This is a genomic window from Streptomyces sp. NPDC058470 (genome assembly GCF_042721055.1).
Classification (GTDB): Bacteria; Actinomycetota; Actinomycetes; order Streptomycetales; family Streptomycetaceae; genus Streptomyces.
The window spans coordinates 90,858-111,997 of sequence record NZ_JBHXMF010000002.1; the positions used below are offsets into that span (position 1 = coordinate 90,858).

The 21,140-nt window shown below is 67.2% G+C and carries 23 protein-coding genes; 10 read left to right on the plus strand and 13 right to left on the minus strand.

The features are described 5' to 3' along the window. Nucleotides 1-76 precede the first annotated feature (76 nt). Nucleotides 77-724: a hypothetical protein gene (locus tag ACFWP7_RS01785; RefSeq protein ID WP_384374354.1), complete on the minus strand. Its 648-nt coding sequence runs from the start codon at nt 722-724 to the stop codon at nt 77-79. A 250-nt stretch (nt 725-974) separates the two neighbouring features. Here ACFWP7_RS01785 and ACFWP7_RS01790 point away from each other — a divergent pair, with 250 nt between their 5' ends. Together ACFWP7_RS01790 and ACFWP7_RS01795 are read left to right on the plus strand one after the other, a co-directional pair. Continuing rightward, complete coding sequence (locus ACFWP7_RS01790) at nt 975-1,346, plus strand: type II toxin-antitoxin system RelE/ParE family toxin (protein WP_384374357.1); 372 nt, start codon at nt 975-977, stop codon at nt 1,344-1,346. Further along, entirely contained in the window at nt 1,346-1,654 is a 309-nt protein-coding gene (locus ACFWP7_RS01795; protein ID WP_384374360.1) for a helix-turn-helix domain-containing protein, read from the plus strand. The genes ACFWP7_RS01790 and ACFWP7_RS01795 overlap by 1 nt, the downstream gene beginning before the upstream one ends. 159 nt (nt 1,655-1,813) lie before the next feature. Here ACFWP7_RS01795 and ACFWP7_RS01800 read toward each other — a convergent pair whose 3' ends face one another. Next, nucleotides 1,814-3,010: a multidrug effflux MFS transporter gene (locus ACFWP7_RS01800; protein WP_384374363.1), complete on the minus strand. Its 1,197-nt coding sequence runs from the start codon at nt 3,008-3,010 to the stop codon at nt 1,814-1,816. Between the two features lie 65 nt (nt 3,011-3,075). Between ACFWP7_RS01800 and ACFWP7_RS01805 the strand changes: the two genes are divergently transcribed. Further along, a complete protein-coding gene (locus tag ACFWP7_RS01805) occupies nt 3,076-3,570 on the plus strand; it encodes a MarR family winged helix-turn-helix transcriptional regulator (RefSeq protein ID WP_384374366.1) in 495 nt (164 codons plus the stop codon). Nucleotides 3,571-3,831: 261 nt separating this feature from the next. Here the strand turns inward: ACFWP7_RS01805 and ACFWP7_RS01810 are convergent, their stop codons facing one another. The 4 genes from ACFWP7_RS01810 to ACFWP7_RS01825 form a co-directional block, all read right to left on the minus strand. Continuing rightward, nucleotides 3,832-4,797: a hypothetical protein gene (locus tag ACFWP7_RS01810; protein WP_384374369.1), complete on the minus strand. Its 966-nt coding sequence runs from the start codon at nt 4,795-4,797 to the stop codon at nt 3,832-3,834. Between the two features lie 53 nt (nt 4,798-4,850). After that, a complete protein-coding gene (locus tag ACFWP7_RS01815) occupies nt 4,851-5,510 on the minus strand; it encodes a hypothetical protein (RefSeq protein ID WP_384374372.1) in 660 nt (219 codons plus the stop codon). A gap of 11 nt (nt 5,511-5,521) precedes the next feature. Then, nucleotides 5,522-6,019 (minus strand): hypothetical protein, encoded by a 498-nt coding sequence (locus ACFWP7_RS01820; RefSeq protein WP_384374375.1) that lies wholly within the window; start codon nt 6,017-6,019, stop codon nt 5,522-5,524. Between the two features lie 79 nt (nt 6,020-6,098). Further along, entirely contained in the window at nt 6,099-6,326 is a 228-nt protein-coding gene (locus ACFWP7_RS01825; RefSeq protein ID WP_384374378.1) for a GntR family transcriptional regulator, read from the minus strand. 162 nt (nt 6,327-6,488) lie between these two features. Here ACFWP7_RS01825 and ACFWP7_RS01830 point away from each other — a divergent pair, with 162 nt between their 5' ends. The 6 genes from ACFWP7_RS01830 (at nt 6,489) to ACFWP7_RS01855 (ending at nt 11,300) form a co-directional block, all read left to right on the plus strand. After that, nucleotides 6,489-6,800, plus strand: coding sequence for a hypothetical protein (locus ACFWP7_RS01830; RefSeq protein ID WP_384374381.1), 312 nt, complete (start codon nt 6,489-6,491; stop codon nt 6,798-6,800). A gap of 726 nt (nt 6,801-7,526) precedes the next feature. Continuing rightward, the gene (locus tag ACFWP7_RS01835) at nt 7,527-7,826 is read left to right on the plus strand and encodes a hypothetical protein (RefSeq protein WP_384374384.1); all 300 of its coding nucleotides are present in this window, start codon (nt 7,527-7,529) and stop codon (nt 7,824-7,826) included. Between the two features lies 1 nt (nt 7,827). Further along, nucleotides 7,828-9,048: an enoyl-CoA hydratase/isomerase family protein gene (locus ACFWP7_RS01840; RefSeq protein ID WP_384374387.1), complete on the plus strand. Its 1,221-nt coding sequence runs from the start codon at nt 7,828-7,830 to the stop codon at nt 9,046-9,048. Between the two features lie 104 nt (nt 9,049-9,152). Then, entirely contained in the window at nt 9,153-10,070 is a 918-nt protein-coding gene (locus ACFWP7_RS01845; RefSeq protein WP_384374390.1) for a hypothetical protein, read from the plus strand. A 40-nt stretch (nt 10,071-10,110) separates the two neighbouring features. Further along, nucleotides 10,111-10,830: a hypothetical protein gene (locus tag ACFWP7_RS01850; RefSeq protein WP_384374392.1), complete on the plus strand. Its 720-nt coding sequence runs from the start codon at nt 10,111-10,113 to the stop codon at nt 10,828-10,830. Then, the gene (locus tag ACFWP7_RS01855) at nt 10,827-11,300 is read left to right on the plus strand and encodes a hypothetical protein (protein ID WP_384374395.1); all 474 of its coding nucleotides are present in this window, start codon (nt 10,827-10,829) and stop codon (nt 11,298-11,300) included. Before ACFWP7_RS01850 ends, ACFWP7_RS01855 begins: the two co-directional genes overlap by 4 nt. 39 nt (nt 11,301-11,339) lie before the next feature. Here the strand turns inward: ACFWP7_RS01855 and ACFWP7_RS01860 are convergent, their stop codons facing one another. The 6 genes from ACFWP7_RS01860 to ACFWP7_RS01885 all read right to left on the minus strand — a co-directional run bounded on the left by ACFWP7_RS01860 (nt 11,340) and on the right by ACFWP7_RS01885 (nt 15,351). After that, nucleotides 11,340-11,900, minus strand: coding sequence for a hypothetical protein (locus tag ACFWP7_RS01860; protein ID WP_384374398.1), 561 nt, complete (start codon nt 11,898-11,900; stop codon nt 11,340-11,342). Beyond that, nucleotides 11,897-12,508, minus strand: a complete 612-nt coding sequence (locus ACFWP7_RS01865) for a hypothetical protein (protein WP_384374401.1) — start codon at nt 12,506-12,508, stop codon at nt 11,897-11,899. Before ACFWP7_RS01865 ends, ACFWP7_RS01860 begins: the two co-directional genes overlap by 4 nt. After that, a complete protein-coding gene (locus ACFWP7_RS01870; RefSeq protein WP_384374404.1) occupies nt 12,505-13,167 on the minus strand; it encodes a hypothetical protein in 663 nt (220 codons plus the stop codon). Before ACFWP7_RS01870 ends, ACFWP7_RS01865 begins: the two co-directional genes overlap by 4 nt. Before the next feature lie 35 nt (nt 13,168-13,202). Then, nucleotides 13,203-14,588, minus strand: a complete 1,386-nt coding sequence (locus tag ACFWP7_RS01875) for a hypothetical protein (protein WP_384374407.1) — start codon at nt 14,586-14,588, stop codon at nt 13,203-13,205. A gap of 3 nt (nt 14,589-14,591) precedes the next feature. Next, on the minus strand, nt 14,592-14,909 hold the full coding sequence (locus ACFWP7_RS01880; RefSeq protein WP_384374410.1) for a hypothetical protein: 318 nt from the start codon (nt 14,907-14,909) through the stop codon (nt 14,592-14,594). A 136-nt stretch (nt 14,910-15,045) separates the two neighbouring features. After that, the gene (locus ACFWP7_RS01885; RefSeq protein WP_210881912.1) at nt 15,046-15,351 is read right to left on the minus strand and encodes a WXG100 family type VII secretion target; all 306 of its coding nucleotides are present in this window, start codon (nt 15,349-15,351) and stop codon (nt 15,046-15,048) included. Between the two features lie 246 nt (nt 15,352-15,597). On the opposite strand from ACFWP7_RS01885, the gene ACFWP7_RS01890 reads away from it, so the two are divergent. After that, entirely contained in the window at nt 15,598-20,157 is a 4,560-nt protein-coding gene (locus ACFWP7_RS01890) for an FtsK/SpoIIIE domain-containing protein (RefSeq protein ID WP_384374414.1), read from the plus strand. A gap of 56 nt (nt 20,158-20,213) precedes the next feature. On the opposite strand, the gene ACFWP7_RS01895 is transcribed toward ACFWP7_RS01890, so the two are convergent. Next, complete coding sequence (locus ACFWP7_RS01895; RefSeq protein ID WP_384374417.1) at nt 20,214-21,011, minus strand: hypothetical protein; 798 nt, start codon at nt 21,009-21,011, stop codon at nt 20,214-20,216. Between the last annotated feature and the right edge of the window lie 129 nt (nt 21,012-21,140).

Below are 21,140 nucleotides of genomic sequence, written 5' to 3' on the forward strand. Positions count from 1 at the left end.
TGCAAGCACGTCAGCAACATCCGTACGCATGAGCGAAGTTACTGGATCTGCCCGAGCCACCGAAAGACGGCGGCGCCTACTCCGCGAACCGGAACGTCGATGTGATCGCGTCGAAGATGTCGAAGAAGGAGTCCGCGAGGTCGAGGACCTGGCTGCTCCCGGCGACGAGGGCGACCTTGCCCTCCTGCCCCGGCACGGGCACGAAGGTTTGCATGAGCACGGCGCGAATGGTGCGGTTCAGAGCGTCATCGGGTACGACGATGTCCTCGATGCCGTACGTGCGCGCGGCGGTGCCCACGCCGGGTATGTCGACCGTCGTCACCTTGCGCCACGCGTCCCCCTCCTTCTTGGCCTCGCGCACAGAGAGCTGTCCGGCCATGGTCTGGGGGTCGGTGGAGAGTGGCTCCCCGGTCGCGGAACGGCCGCCGACGATCGAGACGGTGACCGAGCCGGTGATCGGGGTGTCACCGCCGAAGGCCTCGGCCATGCAACCGCAGTACAGCGCACCGGACTTCCAGGCATCGGCCGCGGCCTTCTGCAGGAACGCGGCATACGTGTCACGGTACTTGGCCAGCTCCGGCCGCTGCCGAATCCGCTCGTCGACCATCCGCCGTATCGAGTCGTCACGCGACTCGGGCCGCACGTCGAACTCCCACCACGACTCCGGCACCTTGATCCGAAACCCGCCGCGCTCGATGGTGAGCGTCTCCATGTACCGGGCCATTGGTGTGCCCCCCGTTCCTCTGCACCTGCGCAAGCCTGCTCACCGCACGCCTGCTCACCTGTTCGACTCGGGTCAGCCTACGAGGTACCGGGATCGGGGCCTGGCGCGGGCGCCGTAGCCACTGCGCCAGTGGAAAGGCCAAGGAAAACCGCCGACTCGATCCGGTGAATTCCGACGGAAAGCGTGCCAGGACAACGCTTCGTGCCACTTGGGTGAAGATCCACGACACCCGAGGCGAAGGGAACAGCGAATGCCGGAGCCACCAGCCCCGTACACAATCGAAATCGAGCCGGAGGTGCGCGCCTGGCTGGAAACTCTCGCATTTCCCGACCACCGGGCCGTCGAACGCTTTGCCGACCGACTCTCAGCCGAGGGCCCGGCGTTGCCCTTTCCCCTGTCCAGTCATCTGGGCGACGGTCTGCGGGAGTTGTGTATCGGTGCAATCCGGGTGACGTACTGGCTGGCACCTGGAAGGAGGGCGGTTCTACTCACCGTGTTCCGGAAGACGCGGATGCGCGAGACCGACGAGGTCCTGAAGGCACATCGGGCTCGGAAGCGGTGCGAGGCCGAGCACCCTCCAGCCGGTGAGCACGACGTCTACAGTAGAAACGAGGAGGCCTGATGAGCAGCGGATACCACACCAGCTGGAAGGTCCCGCCCGAGCACCGCGAAGACCCGGAGTACCGCGCCGCGGGGCGACGGATGGACTTCGCCCAGGCGGTCTACGACCGCCGTTCCGTCCTGGGCTGGAGTATGGCTGAGCTGGCTCGACGGGCCGATATGTCCGAGGAGGACATCGAGTCCATCGAGGAGAGCGGCGTCGATCCGACTCTTGAGTTGATCGAGCGACTTGCCACCGCCCTTGAATCGGGGGCACGGATCGACCCGCGTACGACCCCCGAGTTCCGCTTCGAGGACCACGCGGCCTGAGATCCCCGGTCGCGAGGACCGAGTACGAGCGAACCCGTCGCACGCCCCACTCCCAAGGCCCGCCCTACTGCGCACCCTCGGCGCCGCCCGCCATCTCCCCCCGCCCCTCCCAGGGCCGCGCCAGCCCCACCAGCGCGATTCCCGCCCCCGCGACGGCGATCAGCATGATGACCGCCATCGGCAGGGAGCTGTCCTCGCCGAAGATCCCGACGAGCGGGGAGGTGAGGGCGCCGAACAGGAACTGCACGCCGCCGAGGAGGGCGGAGGCGGCGCCCGTGGGGGCCGGCCCAGGGTCTGGCCGAGGCTCGTCGTCGACGGGTAGACCATGCCGATGCCGGTCATGGTCACGAACAGGGTGGCCCAGGTGCCCGCGAGGGTCTCGCCGAGGGAGACGACCAGGAGGACCTGGGCGAGCGTACCGAGCGCGGCCGTGCAGACGCCCGCCGTGAGCAGGGTGTTCAGGCGTACGCCGCGCGCCGCCAGCTGGGCGAAGAGGGCACCGGCGAGCAGCATGCCGACGGCGTTGGAGGCGAAGATCAGCGAGTACGTCGTCGCCGAGACCCCGTGCAGGCCCTCGAAGACGAAGCTGGATCCGCTGATGTAGGCGAACATCGCCGCCGAGCAGAGGGCGAGGACAAGGACGTACCCCATGAAGGTCCGGCGGCCGAGCAGCTCCCCCATCGCACGGAAGGTGTTCGTGAGGCCTCCGGTCTGCCGGCGCTCGGGCGGCAGGGTCTCCGGCACCTTCCGCAGCACGGCCAGCAGCATCGCGCCGCCGATGACGGTGAGCGTGACGAACACCGCGCGCCAGGTGGAGACGGAGAGGATCGCGCCGCCGAGTACGGGCCCCGCGATCGGTGCCACGCCGAGGATCTGTGAGAGCAGCGCGAAGTAGCGAGGGATGTCCGGGCCGTGGAAACGGTCGGTGATCACCGCGCGGGCCAGGACCATGCCCGCCGCTCCGGCGACGCCCTGCAAGAAGCGGGCGCCGTTCAGGACGGTGATGTTCGGCGCGACGGCACAGACGAGGGAGAAGACGGCGAAGCCCGCGGTTCCCGATACGAGGAGCCCGCGCCGCCCCAGACCGTCACTGATCGGGCCGATCACCAGCTGCCCGACCACGAGACCGGCCAGGAACGCCGTCATGGTCAGCTGCACCGCCGAACTGCTCGCGTGCAGCGAGGCACCCATCGAGGGGAAGCCTGGGACGTACGTGTCGATGGCGAGGGGCGCGACGGCGGTGAGCGCGGCGAGGACCACCACGAGGACCGTGGCCGCGCGCTTCGACGGCTGGGCGGAAGAGGGAGTATCGGCGTCGCGGGAGACGCCCTTTTGACCGGAGGACAGGGCTACCATGGACTTAAAGGTAACTGATGGTTCACTGGTTAACAATTTCCTCCAGGTTAAAAAGGGCGATACGCATGTCAATCCCGACCACCGACGTTCGGGGGCAGTGGGCCGCGCACAACCCCGGCCTCGACACCTCCCCGATGGAACTCATCGCCCTGCTCAAGCGCATCACCGCGCTGCTCGACCGCGCCGTCGAGCCGCTCTACGAAGGCGCCCCGCTCACCGCGCCGGAAGTCGACATGCTCATCCCCCTCCGCCACGCGACCGAACCGGCCATCGCCCGCCGCCTCGCCCAACAGATGGGCCTCTCTCGCGCCGGCGTCAGCAAGACCCTCGCCCGACTGGAAAAACGCGGCTTCATCCAACGCACCCCCAACCCCGCCGACCGCCGCGCCGCTCTGGTCACCATCACCCCGACCGGCGAGAAGGCTGTGGACAGCCTGTTCCCACGTCAACTGGCCGCCGAGGTGGAGCTGTTGGCCGGGCTCGGGGAGGACCGGGAGTGGGTCATGGGTGCGTTGGAGCGGCTGGCGGGGGTGATGGAGGGCCATTTGGGGCGGGGCTAGGGAACCGTGCGGATCACTCCGCCGGAGTCGGGGGCCCGGACGGGACCGGCGGTTCTGCCGGGAATCAACGGATGAAACACCTGGCCCCCGACACCGTAGGACGTCGGGGGCCAGGCGATCGTATTCAGCGAACGTACGGCGGAGTCGATGGCCCCGGCAGGCCTACTCGTCAGCGAACGCCTTGAGGCTCGCCGCCCGCCTCCGCCCAGTGGAATCCACGGATCGCGCGTTCGCGGGGCGCTTCTATGCCTCGGTGAACCGTCAGCGGTTCACGGACTCGATCTCCTTGACCGTCACGTCCTGCTCGTACGTGGACAATCCGTCCGGCAGAGCCGGCTGCCGCGCGGGGCCGTCCGGGTCAGCCGAGTCGGTCCAGGTCACCTTCCAGGTGATCGACGCCTTGAAAGGATAGGTTCCGGTACCGGACGAGCGGCGGTACGTGACGTTGCAGCCCGCGTTCTTGCTGTCGACCGAATAGCCGTCCTCGCCCTTGACGAGGTCGTACGTGCAACTCTGCGGGTCCGCCTCGTCGGTGCCGGCCTCGACCTTGAGCGCGACCGGGGTCGCGACGGTGGTCGCGGCCATTTGGACACCCTTGTAGTTGATGCTCGCGGTCGTCCACACACGATCGAAGTCGCCTTTGAACGCCACCCGCGTACCGAGATTGACGATCAGCCGGTCCTCACTCGGGCTCAACTCGACAGGCGGCGTAGGCAACTTGGTTGAGTTGTAGGCCAGTTCGGAGAGGATCTCCGGAGTCAGCTTGTTGGGGTCGGGTTGCGGATCCGCCGGCGGGACCCAGATCTCCCAGTTGTCCGTGGTGACAGGACAGGCCTCGGTGTAGTTGTCGTCACGGAACTTCACCTGCCACCAAAGACCCTTGTCGTCCTTGTGGTACTTCTCTTCCGCCCGCGCCTTGGCGTAACTCGCCGCAGGCTCCAGCGCTCCCGTGTACGCGGACTTGATGAACTCCTCGTACTCCTCCGGCGTGTACATGGGCTCGTACCAGCAGACCGGGGGTTTCCAGTTCGCGTTCGATGACGTGGCGGTCGTGGTGGACTCGCCCGAGCCGGATTTGCTCTGCTTGATGCGGATGTTGGCACCGATGGAGCCGTTGCCGGAGGTGGCGTTGGAGTCGGGGGTCGGCGGGTCGGGCTTGGTGGACCCCTGACCACCGCCGTACTGAGGATCACCCGCGTACGCCGGGTAGCCCGTCCCCAGCGCCATGACGAGGCCTACGGCCGCGGCCGTCCGAAGTACCGGAAGTGTTGCCCTTGCCCTTATCCCCGCACGCATGACGCGTCCCCCTGCTTCCAGCTCTGCACCGTCACCTGCCAGTCACCGCGCGAATCCTTCGAAACCTGGAGCGTGTTCAGGATGAAGTCATCGTCGCTCGGCTCAGTGCGCTGTACCTTGCCCGTCTTGATCTCTTTGCCGTACGCCTTGCTCTGATCCTCGCAGTATTGGACCGCGGCCGTCTTGCCGTCCGCGGCGTCCGTGACCTCGAAACCGAAGAACCGGTAGTCGCCAGTGATGGTGAGCCCGTCCTTCTTGACCGTCGCGACCCGATCGACCCAGTAGGTGAGGGCAGAGACCGCGAAGTAGCGATTCATGTTTACGGTCTGGCCCTCCCCCTTGGCGAAGGCCTCGACGCGAGCCTGAGCCGCATACGCCGTGTCCCGCAGAATCGCGTCCTTCGTCGCGTCCCCGGTCGACGGCCTCTCCACGGTCACCTCAATGTCCGAAGGAAGATCAAAGGTCGGCGCACCCGCCTCGGCCGATGCGGAGGCGGAAGGCGACGCGGAATCCGATTCGCCCGAATCCGCTCCCGCGATCTTGTCGTTGCCGGTGTCGGATGAATCACCACTGCAACTAGTCACGGACAGGGCGATAGCAACAATGAGACAGGCCGCAGCCGCTCTCCGTCGCATTGTCAGCATGGCAGGCGTCCTCAGAGGTAGATGACCAGCGTGCCAAGGGATGATGGCATCACGGGCGCGCCTTGCGCCAAGTGCGGCAGCAAAACGTGATCGCTTCGTGGAGCACCGCACACCACGGCTTCACTGAATTGACACGTCGCGCATTCCAGCGTCCAGCACAGGGATCCAGCGATCGAGGCGTACGGCCGCTGCACGGGCAGGCCCATGATCTCTTCGGTGACTGAGCACGGCGAACGCGGAACGAAGGCGCCGACGGCTCCGGGCGCGCACGCGCAAACCGGCGGCCCCGCCGACCGCCCCCAGCGCCGGAGCCGCGAACTCGCCGCCCCACTCCCGAAGAACCACACCACACCGACCCCGCCCGCCACGCTGACCAGCCCAGAGAGAACACCGAATCCCCACGAGCCTCCGGGCCCCTCCAGCAGAACCGGCACCGTCCGTCGAACCAGCCACTTCCAGGCAGCCAGTACCCACAGCAGAACGCTGGCCGCGGCAGTGAGCGCGATCACGCCGGTCGCGATCCATGCCCCGTCAGCACGGTGAACTTGCCTTCGACCTGCCCTGTCGTCGCATCCGCCTGGCCGCCGGTCACCGGTCGGCGACGAAGGAGCCCATGCCGCGGGTGGTGGTGATCAACCCCTCTTCCCGCAGAGCAGCGGTCGCCTTGCGAACCGTCTCGCGAGCAACTCCGAATTCCTGTTCCAACTTCACTTCGGAGATCAGTCCGCGAACGGGGTACTCACCGCTGGCGATTCGCTGCCGAACCACCTCGGCGATCTGCTGCCACTTGGGCCTCGTGGGATCAAATTCGAACACAGGCGAACTGTACGTAGCACCCAGCATGAAGTCATAGAGGCCTCTCACCCCCCATATGGGTAGACAACCCCCAGCAAGGGCCCCTACGGTTCTTATGACAGACCCCGGCAACGGATGCGAGCCGTCCCGGGGCATGGCCGAACGCTTCGAAGGAGCGCCAGCATGCAAAACCCTATCCTCCGACTCCTCACCTGGATCCTCACCGCCTTAACACCGCACCCGAGCGGCCAACACCGAGCAGCACACCTCACCCGGCACCCCTCAGCCCCCCTCACTCCCCAACTCCTTCACCACGCCGACCTACTTGACGGCCTTGCATCACCCCTCGTGCGTCCCTACCTCCTGGGCAACGCCGAGTCATACCTGGAACGCCGCAGGCAACGCGAACGCCGCCGCGCCCTCTACCTCGCCACTCTCGGCATCGACGTCGGCCCGGCTCACATCCACGGCATCCCCGTAGGAGCCACCCGATGACCACCCGCCCACCGGTCCGCATGTGCGCCCGCTGCCAACGCACCACCGACGAACCAGTCCTGGTCCACGAGGTACACGCGGCCACCGGCCCCGGTTTCAGCGTCTACGCCTGCCCGGACTGCGCCGACCACTACCCACCACAGGCAGACCCACTGGAACTCCTCCAAGACGAGGCCCCAAGACCGTCCCGGATGACAATCCGCGTCTACAGGGTGACGCCTGGGGGTGCGGTCGTCGAAAACCAGGGGCAGATCCACACCTGGACGGGCAGCCGCATCGACCCCACCCCACAGACCTCGGCATTTCCTCCGTGCAGCTGCCCTGGATGCGGGACAGCCCGATAGCTCCCGCGAAGACACGCGCCTGGTTCTGGCCCCGGACGCCGCCCCGAACGCCCGGGGCCAGACCTGCTCAAGGGCGGACACGATCAGGGCACAAAAGGCGACCGTTTTGCCTCGCTAGGTCATCAATCAGTCGCATCTTGAAGGGGGTTCAGCCTGGCCAAACCAACAGCCCCACCGATACCGTCATCGCTCTTGGCTGCATCTCTGTCTTACGGGGAGTCCACCGTGACGCGCCGCTCTTTGCCCGTTGCTGCCGCGCTCACCGCGACCTCAGCCCTGCTGCCTTCCGCGTGCTGTGGGGACACCGTGAGGAAGACTCCCGCAGACCCTCCCGGCCGCGAACTTCAAGCCGCCGCCACCCCCTCAGGAACCCGGACACCACATGAGTGATCTGCGTCTAGAAGACACCATCTTCGAAGATCTGAAGAAGACCTTCGCCACCATCAGCGACCGGATGGATGCAACCCGCCGCACCCTCCGCGGCACGGATGCCTCGGCCGTCGGCCAGAGCCAACTCGTTGAGGACGTACAGGACTTCGCCGACGAGTGGGGCTACGGCATCAAGCAGCTCGGCAAGCACACCAGCGGTGCGGTCAAGATGATCAACAAAATCGGTGAGTCCTTCGGCAAGCTCGATCTGGACCTCGCGGAGTCCCTCAAGGCTCCGAAGAAGGGCAAGTGACGTGGCCGGCAAGCGCCCCGCCTTCCCGCACATAGGTTGGGACCCCACCCCCGGAGACGTGGAGGACACCCGGGAACTCGCCAAGAAGCTCGGCAGTCTGGCAAGCGAGTTGGGGACAGCCCTGCGGGAGCTGGAACGGATCGAATGCGGGGCGTGGAAGGGCAAGACCGCGCTTGCCTTCACCGAGTACATCGGCCAGGACGTCACTCCCCTCATCAACAAGAGCCACGACTCCTTCGACAAGGCCTCACGGGCCCTGCACCGGTGGGCCAACGAACTGCACGACTTCCAGGACGAGGCGAACCGGCTCGAGAAGTCCGCCGGCGAGAAGCTCGAAGCCAAGGAAGCGGCCGAGCAGAAGGCCGAGGGCAAAGGCAGCGAGGAACTCGGCAAGGCCTCCGGCGCGGTGGACGAGGTCACCGGCAAGGTCTACGACCTTGAGGAGCGGTACAAGGAAGCCGCCGGGAAGATCAGCAAGGAACTCGACAAGGCCGCCGACATCGCCCCGGACGAGCCCGGTTTCTGGGACAAGCTGGGCAACGGCATCGGCGATGCCTGGGATGCCACCGGCGAGTGGCTCAAGGACCACGCCGACCTGATCAAAGCGATCGGCGACGTGCTCGGCGACATCACCGCGGTGCTGGGCATGCTGGCCATCGTCACCCTTCCGTTCCCACCCCTCGCGGCCATCTTCGGCACGGCCGCACTCATCGGCGCCGGGCTCACGCTGGCGGCTCATGGCATTGCCAAGGCGGCCGGTGCGGATGTGAGCTGGATGCAGATCGGGCTCGACGCGGTGGGGTTGTTGCCCGGTATCGGGATGTTCGGCAAGGGCATCAAGGTGGTTGGAGCAGCCAAGGCGGCGACAACGGCGACCAGACTGGGAGAAGGGTTTCAGGCAACCAAGATCGCCGGTAGTTCGCGAATCATGCTGTCCTTCGGTGGCGAATCCGCGGGAATTACAGGTGGGCTTGGCAAGGCCGGTTTGGTGAAGATAGGAGGCATGTCCGAAGAAGCCTTCGAGGTCGCACACGCGAGCAGCGGCCTGATGTCACGCATGGGAGGCCTCGCCTATGCGGGCTACCACCCAGGTCAGTTGATGGGTACCAAGGGAATCAATGCCTTCGGGGGGAGCGTCAACCCGTTCGGAGTTGCCGGGAGGGCCCTCGACGCAGGAATCAAGGTTGCCCCTAAGATCTACGCCCACGTAACTGGGGATTAGCTTGAAGAATCGACAGCTCGTATCTGAGTCTCTGCCGCGATGTGACATCGTGAAGCGCGACGGTATCAACTTCAAGGCCACCAAGAGGGAGGATTCATACCGAAATGAGCGTCTGGCAGCCTGAATCCGATGAGACATTCATCGCTCGTGCGCCGGTCGCCTTCGCCACGGGCGAGGCGATGCGTGTCGGCGGAATGCGATGGTTTCGCGACCCTCAACGCAATGACATTCAGGATGAACTCGCCGGCTGGCCCACAGGGCCGACGTACACAGCCCGTTCAACCGGCGACACGGTCGCCCGCAACACAGTCAAGGGCGTGGCAATCGCTGCGGTTGTCGCCGTCATGGGTTTTCTCTCCGCGCATGGAGGGAATGTCGGCGGCGACATGTCCTCCGACCCCGGTACGAGAAAATCGAACGACCCGGCGGACGAAGTCGATGACTTCCCCGTCATGTGGGCTGCGCCGGACACGATCGCTCGCACCCTGCCCTGGCAGCTGGACCCCGGTCGCTCCTCCGAGAAGCGCTACCGGACACACGCGGTCGTCACGGACCGCCGACTCGTGATCGTGGGTTTCCCTTATGTGAAAAATAGCCACAGCCCCATCGGGGATGAATTCCTCTGGGAGACTCCACGATCCAGCATCGAGAGAATCGAACTGCGGGACTTCAAACTCAAGCATGACGCAAAGATCTTCTTTACGGATGGCTCGTGGTGCAGGCTGGGAAGCTTCCGTCGAGAGAGGTTCACCCGATATCTGATCGAACCTCTCGATTTCATTCCGCTGAGCACCCTCACACCGGCGCAACGGAACACCGCCGAGACTTTTGCAGCGGCCCAAGCCCCTGATGCCCAACCGCCGTTGGTGAAGCGGAACCTCTGCGGCTGCTTCCGTATCGAGGTTCTGGCGCCGAGCAAAGTCGACGCACTCTTCGGTCACTCCGGTCTGAACACAGTCATGGATCCGCAGGGCACCGAACTCAAGCTGACGGAGTACCACACGGAAGACTTCCTGACCTGATACCCGACCTGCACTCGACCAGAACGGCCCCCTGCGTCGCATGTTCCCCACCACCAGCCCCGCGAACACCCTGCAAGTCAGCCCCGCCAACGGGAACCTCCCACCCCTCTGGTTCCTCGCCCCGGAGGGCTTCTTCGCCCTCCCCCTCGCCGCAACCCCCGAGGAACGCACCGAGCGTGCCCTCTCCTTCGTACGCGAGCTGTACTCCCGAGGCGACGACAGCATCTGGGAACCGGCCGCCCCGTACTACGCGGCGATAGCCGAACTCATGGGAGACACCGGTGTCTCCTACGCCGCCATGGGGCTGTTCTCCACAGCGGAGGAAGTCGAGGCCCCTGATGGAGAGGTGGCCAGACACGAGCCCGCCGACGGTGTCGCCCAGTGCGCCCTCACCGTGGCTGTCGCCTCTACGGACCAGGCCGCCGACGATACGGACATCGTGGCCCAGGGCATCCTCGCGACTCTCGCCGGCGACCCCTTGAACGACGCCATCTGGCTCGACCTGCCGTGCGGTCCGGCGGTGTCCTGCATCAGCGTGCACGAGTACAAACTCAACCCCGAAGTGACGGCAAACGGCGAGGCGGTGGAGCTTCTCACCGGGCAGATCCAGGTCCATGTCCCCTTTCCCACTGGCCCGTTCACCGCGGTCTTCACACTCCACACGGCCTCCATGGACCACTGGACCGAGATCTACCGCCTGATGTCGTCCATCCTCCAGACGGTCTCCTTCGTCGAACCGGAAGCTGAGCCGCTCCCATGACCCAGCCCACGATCCAACTGGACGAGACACCCGACACCCGGTCGCCCCGAACGCCCTTCGGCGCCGCCTGGCGTGGCGCCGCCGTCCTCGTGCTCGTCGGCGTCGGCATGGCTGTGAGTGGCTGGCTGGGTTCGAAGGTCATTCGGTACGACAGCGAGTTGGTGACCGTTTTCACGGGGCCGTTGGCCGTGGCCGCCGGAGGGCTGGTCGCCGGCTGGCTGCGTGCCAGGAACGGCTTCCTGGGCTGCACGATGCTCGGCAGCCTGGTGGGTGCACAGTCGGTTTCGTACCTCTTGCACGACGACTATCTCTCCTTTCAGCGCCCGTATCTTCACCTCACTCATGGCCTCTTGGCGACCTACGAGGTGTCTTCGCTGGCCCTTGGATGGGGAGCCGTCCTGGTGGCCGTCCTCTGGGGCACCGCCAGCGGGTACCGCCGCCCCCGGCCCCTCAAGGACGAGAATATGTAGAGGGGGAACAGGCATCGAAACGCCGACCTCACGCCCAGCTCAACGCCCCCGCGCCGCCCGGCTCTTCCCCTTGCCCTTCTTGCGGAGCTTGCGGAAGCGCTCCTGCTCCCTCGCCCGGCGCGCCTCGGCGACAGCACTGCCCCGGCGGAAGAGGAGCCATCCCAGCAGGCCGGCGCTCAGCAGGTAGGCGACGAGCGCACTGCCCGTGCCCGGGATGTACTGGCAACTGGACCTGTACGAGGGGCAGTTCCTCCCCGGCAGCGCGCCCAGTGCGTACATCGGTGGCCCGAACGCGACTGCCCAGCAGACCACCGTGCCGATGGTGCGTGCCGTGCGCAGCAGGCGCGTCTCCTCCGAGACTCCGGACGAAAGCCACCGGCCACCGAGCGCACCCAGAACGGATGCCAGCCCGAGAAGGCCGCCCACCGCCCAAGGGCCACCGGGCCAGTCAAGAATCACCGGCGCCGACTCGCGCACGAACGCCTGCCAGGTCCCGAGGACCAGCACGATTACGGCCCCGGCCGCCACCAGGACGAGGAGGAAGGCGGTGATCCCGAACCCGGCCCGCAGCCTCGACCGCTCGCTCTTGCGCTGTGTCACGCCCAATGCAACGTCCCCGCGACCGTGTCGAACAACTCCACCATCCGGTCCGCCAGCGGATCGATCGGCGTGGAGAAGTTGAGCAGCAGCCACTGCGTCGACGCCGGGACCGGCACGTAGTACGTGAGGGTCGTGGTCGGGAGGGTGTTCCCCAGTTGGGCCGCCGGGTCGGGGGCCTCGCGACGGCGGTGGCGTACGGCATTGCCTGCCGCCTCCAGCTCCGCCACACCGAGTTCGCCTCCTTCACCGATGTCCCCGCCGGCAAGGTGCGCCGCCAGCTCCTCGGCGCCCGAACACTTCGGCCACTCGTCTGGGGCCGGCACGCTGATGAGGAGCGAGGACGCCAGTGGTACGGGACCGATCGTGAGCGTGGAGATGTACAGCTCGATGCCGCCAACCTTGTAGGCGTCCTTCGCCTTCCGCTGGAGGTCCCGCATGAACTGCTCCTTGAGATGAGGAGCGTTGTCCACGCCGCGGAACGTCCGCTCGGCCAGGGCGCCAATGCCGTGGTCGCGGTCGTCCGGGTCGAGCGGGAGCTGGAACCAGCCGTCCGGAACGATGACGTTGTAGTCCTTCGGAGGCGAGGTGAACTCGGCTGCCTTCTTCACTCGGTGTCTCCGTCGGCCACCGGTTCGGTGGATCCCGCGGCGAGCGGGGTGAGGCCCATGGTTTGGATCGCCTCGTCGGCGAGGGCGGTGATCTCCTCTGTGCGGGCGATCGCCTCCCAGGTGACCGTGACGACGACGAGGCTCTTCATACCGGGCGGGAAGACCGCGTACCTGACGAACTCGGTGAGCTTGCGGCCGAGGCCGAACATGCGCTTCACCTTCAGCACCGACTGCACGCGCACCGCCGGACCGGTCGGCAGTTCCAGGTACGTGATCTGCGGGTCGCCGGCGACTTCGGCGTTCTCCCACTCCAAGAGGAGCGGCTGGACCTCCTCGCGAGTGGGGCGCTCCACACCCTCGTCGCCGTACGAGTCGACCACGAGGCCGGCCAGGGCCTCGCCGCTCTCGGTGTAGTACGCCGCCGCGAGCGTGGGGGCGTCGTCGTTGAGATCGACGGCCCGCTCGACCATGTCGTCGAAGACCGCGCTCTTCTCGATTTCGAGGCCGAGCGGGTTGAGGCTGTTCACCACTTGGGTGGCCAGCGCTTTGGCCTCGGCCTTGGTGCCCTCGCGGAGCGTCAGGTCGATCCAACCGGGCTGGAAGTCGAAGCGGCACTCGAAGGCCTCGGCCAGCGGGGCGCCCTCGTCCGGTGTGGTCATGCTCGTTCCTTTCGCGCCGGGGCGTGATCGTGCGGTCAGCCCAGGAGCGGGTTGAGGTTGCCGTCCAGGCCCAGACCGCCCAGCGTAATCCCGCTGCCGACGACAGCCATGCGGGTGGCTGTCTTGGAGATCTGGTTAAGGGCATTGGGGTCGAATTGACCGCCGAGTGCCGAGGTTCCCAATTTGATGGACTTCAGGTCGGAGGCGACTCCGGGGTCGGCGATGGAGAAGGATTTCGGCAGACCTTTGAAGGCGTTTCCACCGCCGCGTGCGGAGAGTTCGTTGACTGCCTTGCCGTAGTTTCCGCTTCCGGGCTTCAGGATCTTGAGGTTGTCGCTCCAGGCGCCCTTGGAGAACGGCTCGGTGAAGGGCTCCTTGATCGACTTCCACACATCGCCCTTGCCGAGCTTGAACTTCTTGCCGGAGAGCCTTCGGAGATTCTTGTTGGCACGGCTGATCTGGCGGACCGTCCGAGCGCCTCCGGCCTTTCCCAGCTTGCCGAGCGCCCCCTTGGCGAACTTCCCGGCGATCTTGGAGAACCCCTTGCCGACACCCATCATGAGGAATCCGAGTGCGGCGAAGCCCAGGTCGAGCCATTCCGCGTTTCCCTGGAGGACCTGGACGAAGGTCGCAAGGAAGTTGATCAGAGTCGCGATCATGGCGATCGCGCCCAGGACTCCTGCCAGCGCCTGTCCGATCACCGGGATCCAGCCGACGACCAGGGAGAGGATTCCGCACCAGGTGGCGATGAAGGAGGTGACCTCGGCGATCTGCGCCACCAGCCTGTCCCAGAAGCCGTCCTTCAGGGAGTCGTGGTTGATGATGGCGTCGATGGAGTCGCGGGTCCGCTTGGCCGCGTCGTCCCGGATCTTCTTGGCCTCGTTGATCTTGTCGCGGGCCGCCCCGATCTCGTCGCCAGCCGCGTCGCGCTTGGTCTCCAGGTCCTTGCGGTCCTTGTCGGCTTCTTCCTTCGTCTTGCCCTTGTCGGTCAAACCGTCGAGGGTCTTCTGGGTCGCCCCTTTGCGCTCGTCGGCGTCCTGGGCGTCCTTCAGGGCCGCGTCGGCGATCTCCTGGGCGCGGTTGAGATCGGAGGCGTAGTTGCCTGGACGTGCGTGCAGCTTGTCCTGGTAGCCGCCGCCGACCTCGACCACTTCGGAGCCGATGGCGGTGGCAGCGGTGTCGTAGCGCTTGAAGGCGGCTTCGAGCTTGGTGACGTTGCCCTTGGCCTTCTCGCGGAATTCCTTGCCCGACTTGTTGTCCCAGGCCTCCACATCGGCGACCGCCTTGAGATTGCGGATCTGCCTGTCCAACTCCTCGGCGGTTTTGCGGAGTTGCTTGCCGAGGGCCGCCATTCGGTCCGGATCACCGGGAATGGGGTCATTGTCGGCGACCGGATGCCAGTCGCGCGGCCGTCCCGCCATGGGCTACTTCCCCTTCTTGGGATCCTGGGCGCCACGAACCGCCTCAGCCAGCTGATGGTCGATGTCCTCGTACGCCTCCGCCGCCGCCTTGGCGATCTGCGCGAGCGTGTCGACCTCTCCGGTCAGCTTTTCGCGGCTGATCTCCCAATTGCTGACGAAGTCGCCGAACTTGTCGGACAGATCACCGTTGCCGAAGTCGTCCTCGTATTTGTCGCCGAGTTTTTCCAGACCGTCGAAGGCCTTCTTTACATTGCTGAGGCCCGTACCCATCCCCTTGATCACATCAAGGTCGAGCCGGGTGTGATCACTCTCGCCGCCCATGACGCCCCCGTTGTACCGTACTTTCAAATCATCGTGAACCTGACGAATCTGCCTGGCACAGAGCAGTGCACAGACCGGTGCGATGAGGCTTGGACGCACCCCACCGCACCGGAATGTCTGCGTGCCGAGGGCGGACTCAGCCCTTGACGCCCTTCGCCAGCTCGTCGTCCAGGTCCTGGTAGGCCTTGGCCGCGCTGGTCAGGAACTTGGACATGCCCGTGAGGCCGTCGATCGTGTCCTTGGCGCCCTTCTTGAACTCGGTGAAGGAGTCCTCGAAGGCCTGCGAACCCTTGCGGGTGGTGTAGCCGTCCTTGACGAGACCCTGGATGTAGCGCTCCAGGGCGTCGAGCTTCTCGTCGATCTTGTCCTTGGCGTCGGTCAGCTTGGTCGCCGCCTTGTGCATTTCGTCATAAGTGATATCTGCGTCTTTGCCGCCGGCCATGTGGCGTCCTCCGTAGCTCGACTTGCCGCAGGGCCAACCCCCGTGGCTCCCGTTGCGGATGATGCGATCGTCCGCTGAGTCTGCAGCCTACTCAGACCGCTTGCAGGAGCACACCCCAGATCTCTCAACAGCCTCCAGGGAACCAGCACACATGCCGTTGCCTGCGGGAAGGGGCAAGAGGCTATCGTCGGGGGCACTGTGGCCCGCGTTCCGAAGCGGTGTCGGGGGTTCCTGGGGAGGACGATCGTGCGCCTGACTCTGACCGTTGTCGATCCGCTCGGCGGCGCCGACGCCGATGTCGTGCTCGACGCGGATCCCGAGTCCACCGTGGGGGACATCGCCAAGGAGCTGGCCACTCATGTGGGGTACAGCGGCGGTGCGCAGATCATCCCCATCGGGCAGCATCATGCCTCCGGCGGCGGAGCGCCTGTCACCTACGTCGACGGGTATCCCGTCGATCCGTCGGCCACGATCGGGACCTCGCCGCTGCGCGAGGGCGCCATCGTCAGCCTGCACGATCCGGCCGGCTGTCTGCCGGGAGAACCCACCGGCCTCGTCGAGCTGCGGGTGGCCGGTGGTCCTGCCGCCGGCGCCGTCCACCGGCTCGGCATCGGGCGCTACGACATCGGGAGCGGCGCCGCTTCCGCCCTGCGGATCGACGACCCCGAACTTCCGCAGCGAGCCCTCACCTTGTCAGTTGCAACCGACGGGACCTGCCAGGTCGCCGTACACGGGGACAAGGAGGGCGTCACGCTCGACGGGGAGCAGATCGACGGCGCCGAGTGGCCACTCGGCGGCCAGATCGCCGTCGGCAACAGCCTCCTGGGACTCGACCGGTACTCGCCTCCGAACGCCGCGCTCAAATGGTCCGAGGACGGCGCCGGGCTCGACTACAACCGGCCGCCCCGGCTCCGGCCGCCCGAGCGCCAGACCAGGTTCAAACTGCCCGCGCCGCCCCGCGACTTCGAGGCACGGCCGCTGCCCTGGCTGATGGCCCTGACCCCGCTCGTCGGTGCTGTCGTATCCGTGATGATCTTCGGGCGCTGGTACTACCTGATCATGGCTCTGCTGAGTCCGCTGATCCTCTTCGGCAACTACTTCATGGACAAGAAGCACGGGCGCAAGTCCCATGCGAAGCAGCTCAAGGAGTACAAGGAGCACAAGGAACGGATCGAGAAGGACGCCCAGGACGCGCTCGTCGCCGAGCGGCTCGACCGTCGACAGGCCGTGCCCGATCCGGCCACCGTGCTCGGTCTGGGCACCGGACCCCGCACCCGACTGTGGGAGCGGCGGCGCACCGACGCCGACCATCTGCTGCTGCGCGTGGGGACCGGGCAGTTGGCCTCCGAGGTCGTGCTCGACGACCCCGAGCAGGACGACCACAGGCGCGAGGTCACCTGGCAGCTCGAGGACGCACCGGTGGCGCTGCCGCTGGCCGAACGCGGTGTGATCGGCATCGCGGGGCCGGGCGATTCGCCGCAGGCGCTGGGGCGTTGGGCGGTGGCCCAGTGCGCGGCACTGCACAGCCCCATGGACGTCCAGTTCTACGTGCTCACCGAGAACGCCGCTCAGGACAGCTGGGACTGGGTCCGCTGGCTGCCGCACTCCAGGCCGTCCGGCGCCCAGGACACCAATGTCCTGATCGGCACCGACGCCGAGACCGTCGGAGCCCGCATCGGCGAGCTGACCCAACTGCTGGACGCCCGCCAGAAGGCGGCCAAGGAGAGCGGCCGCCAGGCCACGTTCAGCGACCCCGACATCGTGGTCGTCTGGGACGGTTCGCGCAGGCTGCGGTCGATGCCCGGTGTCGTACGACTGCTGCGGGAGGGTCCCGCCGTATCCATGTACGCGATCTGCCTGGACGCCGAGGAGCGGTTCCTGCCCGGCGAGTGCCAGGCCATCGTGATCGCCGAGCCGAAGCCGCAGGAGCACGCCGTCGCGGGCGTCACCACCCCCCACCCGGCCGCCGCGGCCCCGGCGGGCGGCTTCCCCTCTTTCCACGCCTGGCATGCCGCCGAAGCCGACGACTCCCGGTCCGGCGCGCAGCAGGTGCACGAACTGCGGCTGCGCGTCGAGCAGACGGGCACGGCCCGCGTGAAGAACGTACGGCCGGACTTCGTCTCCCCCGCCTGGTGCGCGCGCCTGTCACGGTCGCTGTCCCCGCTGCGTGACATCAGCGGCGAGACCGAGGACTCGGCGCTGCCCGGCTCCAGCCGGCTCCTCGACGTACTGCAGCTGGAACCGCCGACACGGGACGCGATCGCCGCCCGCTGGCGCATGGGCGGGCAGTCGACGATGGCCGTCGTCGGTGAGTCGTACGACGGCCCGTTCGGCATCGACATCCGGCGGGACGGGCCGCACGGTCTGATCGCCGGTACGACCGGTTCCGGTAAGTCGGAACTGCTGCAGACGATCGTGGCCGCGCTGGCCGTCGCCAACACCCCCGAGAACATGACCTTCGTTCTCGTCGACTACAAGGGCGGCGCGGCGTTCAAGGACTGTGTGAAACTGCCGCACACCGTGGGCATGGTCACCGACCTCGACGCACACCTCGTGGAGCGGGCGCTGGAGTCCCTGGGCGCCGAGCTGAAGCGCCGCGAGCACATCCTCGCCGCCGCGGACGCCAAGGACATCGAGGACTACCAGGACCTCGTGCGCCGCGACCCCTCGCTCGCGCGTGTGCCCCGACTCCTCATCGTCATCGACGAGTTCGCCTCCATGGTGCGCGACCTGCCCGACTTCGTGGCCGGTCTGGTCAACATCGCCCAGCGGGGCCGTTCGCTGGGCATCCACCTGCTCCTTGCCACCCAGCGGCCGAGCGGTGTGATCTCCCCCGAGATCCGCGCCAACACCAACCTCCGCATCGCGCTGCGCGTGACGGACGGCGGTGAGTCCAGCGACGTCATCGACTCCCCCGAGGCCGGGCACATCTCCAAGAGCACGCCGGGGCGCGCGTACGTCCGTCTCGGGCACGCCTCGCTCGTGCCGTTCCAGTCGGGCCGGGTCGGCGGTCGCCGTCCCGGTGCCGCCGATCCACAGCTGCTCGCCCCGTGGGCGGGACCGCTCGGCTGGGCGGACCTGGGCCGGGCCGCGCTGGTGAAGCCGAAGGCCGAGGCGCGTGAGGAGGAGGAGATCACGGACCTCAAGGTCCTGGTCGACGCGGTGCGGGAGGCAAACCAGGCGCTCGGCATCCCCGCCCAGCACAGTCCGTGGCTGCCCGCGCTCTCCGAGACACTGCTGCTCGACGAGGTCGAGGTGGCGACCACCCAGTTGGGCCCGGGCAAACTGCCCCCGGCTCCCTATGGTGTCGAGGACCTGCCCGCCGACCAGGCGAGGCGCCCGGTCGTCATCGACTTCGCCTCGTTCGGGCATCTGCTGGTCGGCGGTGCGCCCCGCAGCGGCCGCTCGCAGATCCTGCGGACCATCGCGGGTTCGATCGCCCGGACCCACTCCTCGGCCGACGTGCATCTGTACGGCATCGACTGCGGCAACGGCGCGCTGAACGCGCTGACGCGGCTGCCGCACTGCGGGGCCGTGGTCGCACGTAACCAGACGGAACGGGCGGTACGCCTGATCACCCGCCTGAAGAGCGAGTTGACGCAACGTCAGGACCTGCTGTCGGAGAAGGGTTTCGCCGACATCGGCGAGCAGCGAGCCAGCTCGGCCGAGAACGAGCGCCTTCCGCATCTCGTCGTGCTGCTCGACCGTTGGGAGGGCTGGCTGCCGACCCTCGGTGAGTACAACCACGGTGAGCTGACGGACGAGTTGCAGACGATGATGCGCGAAGGCGCGAGCGTCGGCATCCACCTGGTCGTCACGGGTGACCGTCAGGTCCTGCTGGGCCGGATGGCGTCACTGACCGAGGAGAAGTACGGCCTCCGGCTCGCCGACCGCTCGGACTTCACGATGCTCGGCATCAACGCACGCAAGGTGCCCGAGGAGATCCCTCCGGGGCGTGGCTTCAAGAACGAGACGGCGACCGAGACGCAGTTCGCGCTGCTGTCCCAGGACCTGACGGGCCAGGGACAGGCCGCCGCACTGGCGGCGATCGGCGAGACGGCGGCCGCGCGCGACGCTCAACTGCCGCGGGCACGGCGCCCGTTCCGGGTCGACGTGCTGCCGAGCCGTATCGCCTTCACGGAGGCGTGGGAGATGCGCGACCCGCAGACGTCCGCTTCCAAGCTGTGGGGTCTGGCCGGTATCGGCGGCGACGACATCATGGCCTTCGGCCCCGACCTCTCACAGGGCGTGCCGACCTTCGTGGTGGCGGGTCCGGCGAAGTCGGGACGCAGTACGACCCTGCTGAACCTGGCACGGTCCTATCTCCTCCAGGGAGTTCGCCTGGTCATCGCCGCCCCGCGTCCCTCGCCACTGCGTGAACTCGCGGGCCAGGACGGCGTGTTGAAGATCTTCACCGACGACGACATCGAGAGCGACGACTTCAACGAGGCGATCGAGTCGGCCTCGCCCGAGGAGCCCATCGTGTTCATCGTCGACGACGGTGAGGTCCTGGAGGACTGCGACGCCGAACGCGAGTTCAAGCGTCTGGTCCAGCGCGGCAGCGAACGCGGCCTCGCCCTGGTCATCGGCGGTGACGAGGAGGAGGTGTGCGGCGGCTTCTCCGGCTGGCAGGTCGAGGCGAAGAAGGGCCGCCGCGGCATCCTGCTCTCCCCGCAGGACTCCTCCGCCGGCGAACTGATCGGCATCCGTACGACCCGCAGTATGGTCGGCGGCCCGGTGACACCGGGCAAGGGGCTCCTGCACCTGGGCAACGGGGAACCGGTCACGGTCACCGTCCCGATGTGACGCGGGGAGTTGGGCGGACGGGCCGACGGGCCGGTCCGCCCAGCAACGCCGAGGCGCTACTCGACCTTGGACATCCGAGCCACCGGATCCCCCGCCTCCGGGTTGTCCGTCTCGTACTTGAGGTCGTCCCCGACGGGAGTCAGGCGTACCTCGTGCTCGCCGGTCGTGCACACATCGCGGTTGGACTCCTTGGCGATGCTCGTGACGACGAGTTGCCTGGACGTCACCTGTTTCAGGATGAGTACGTCGTCGCAGATGCCGCCGATCTGGTCGGTCTGGCGGAAGGTTCCCAACTCCTCGCCCACCGCGGCCTGATGGACGCTGACGCGGAAGGTGCCCATGGGCAGGGCGCCGCTGAGCGCCAGGCCGTCGCCCTCCCAGGTGCCGAGGTAGGAGGCGGGGACCGACTGGTCCCCGGGGGCGGACGCGCTCGTCGTGGTGGAGGGGCGGGGGCTCGCCGGGGTGTCGCTCGAGGCGCCCGAATCGGTCGATCTGTCCCCGCCCGGCAGCAGGTCGAAGAGGAACGCCGAGCCCACCGTCACCGCCGCCAGCGCTCCCGCGACCGCCAGAGCGACGGTGCAACTCAGCCTGCGGCCACGGCCGTCCACACCGGTCGCGGAGACGGCGGCCACACTGACGGAGACCTTGCCGGGGCGATCGGCGGGCGGCGGCGTCGCGTCGCGCGGCTCGCGTTGATCCGGGACGGGGACCTCACGGCCGTCCGGCGGGGAGCTCTCGCGGCCGCCCGGCATGGAGGCCTCGCGGCCACCCGACGAGTAGGCCCCGCTTTGATCCGGTACGTACACGGGGCCGGCCGGTGTCATGATCGGCGGCGGCCCGAACTCCCCGGCCACCGAAGGACTCCCGCCGCCCGACACCGGACCACCGAACCCCACCGAAGGACTGCTACTCCCCGCTGAAGGGTTGCTGGTCCCGGCTGAAGAGCTACCGGTCCCCACCGAAGGACTGCTACTCCCCGCTGA

Coding starts and splice junctions, on each gene's coding strand:
- ACFWP7_RS01785 (WP_384374354.1), bottom strand. CDS start 724: ATGGCCCGGTACATGGAGACGCTCACCATCGAGCGCGGCGGGTTTCGG.
- ACFWP7_RS01790 (WP_384374357.1), top strand. CDS start 975: ATGCCGGAGCCACCAGCCCCGTACACAATCGAAATCGAGCCGGAGGTG.
- ACFWP7_RS01805 (WP_384374366.1), top strand. CDS start 3,076: ATGTCAATCCCGACCACCGACGTTCGGGGGCAGTGGGCCGCGCACAAC.
- ACFWP7_RS01880 (WP_384374410.1), bottom strand. CDS start 14,909: ATGGGCGGCGAGAGTGATCACACCCGGCTCGACCTTGATGTGATCAAG.
- ACFWP7_RS01800 (WP_384374363.1), bottom strand. CDS start 3,010: ATGGTAGCCCTGTCCTCCGGTCAAAAGGGCGTCTCCCGCGACGCCGAT.
- ACFWP7_RS01830 (WP_384374381.1), top strand. CDS start 6,489: ATGCAAAACCCTATCCTCCGACTCCTCACCTGGATCCTCACCGCCTTA.
- ACFWP7_RS01870 (WP_384374404.1), bottom strand. CDS start 13,167: ATGACCACACCGGACGAGGGCGCCCCGCTGGCCGAGGCCTTCGAGTGC.
- ACFWP7_RS01815 (WP_384374372.1), bottom strand. CDS start 5,510: ATGCTGACAATGCGACGGAGAGCGGCTGCGGCCTGTCTCATTGTTGCT.
- ACFWP7_RS01835 (WP_384374384.1), top strand. CDS start 7,527: ATGAGTGATCTGCGTCTAGAAGACACCATCTTCGAAGATCTGAAGAAG.
- ACFWP7_RS01845 (WP_384374390.1), top strand. CDS start 9,153: ATGAGCGTCTGGCAGCCTGAATCCGATGAGACATTCATCGCTCGTGCG.
- ACFWP7_RS01795 (WP_384374360.1), top strand. CDS start 1,346: ATGAGCAGCGGATACCACACCAGCTGGAAGGTCCCGCCCGAGCACCGC.
- ACFWP7_RS01885 (WP_210881912.1), bottom strand. CDS start 15,351: ATGGCCGGCGGCAAAGACGCAGATATCACTTATGACGAAATGCACAAG.
- ACFWP7_RS01875 (WP_384374407.1), bottom strand. CDS start 14,588: ATGGCGGGACGGCCGCGCGACTGGCATCCGGTCGCCGACAATGACCCC.
- ACFWP7_RS01810 (WP_384374369.1), bottom strand. CDS start 4,797: ATGGCGCTGGGGACGGGCTACCCGGCGTACGCGGGTGATCCTCAGTAC.
- ACFWP7_RS01855 (WP_384374395.1), top strand. CDS start 10,827: ATGACCCAGCCCACGATCCAACTGGACGAGACACCCGACACCCGGTCG.
- ACFWP7_RS01850 (WP_384374392.1), top strand. CDS start 10,111: ATGTTCCCCACCACCAGCCCCGCGAACACCCTGCAAGTCAGCCCCGCC.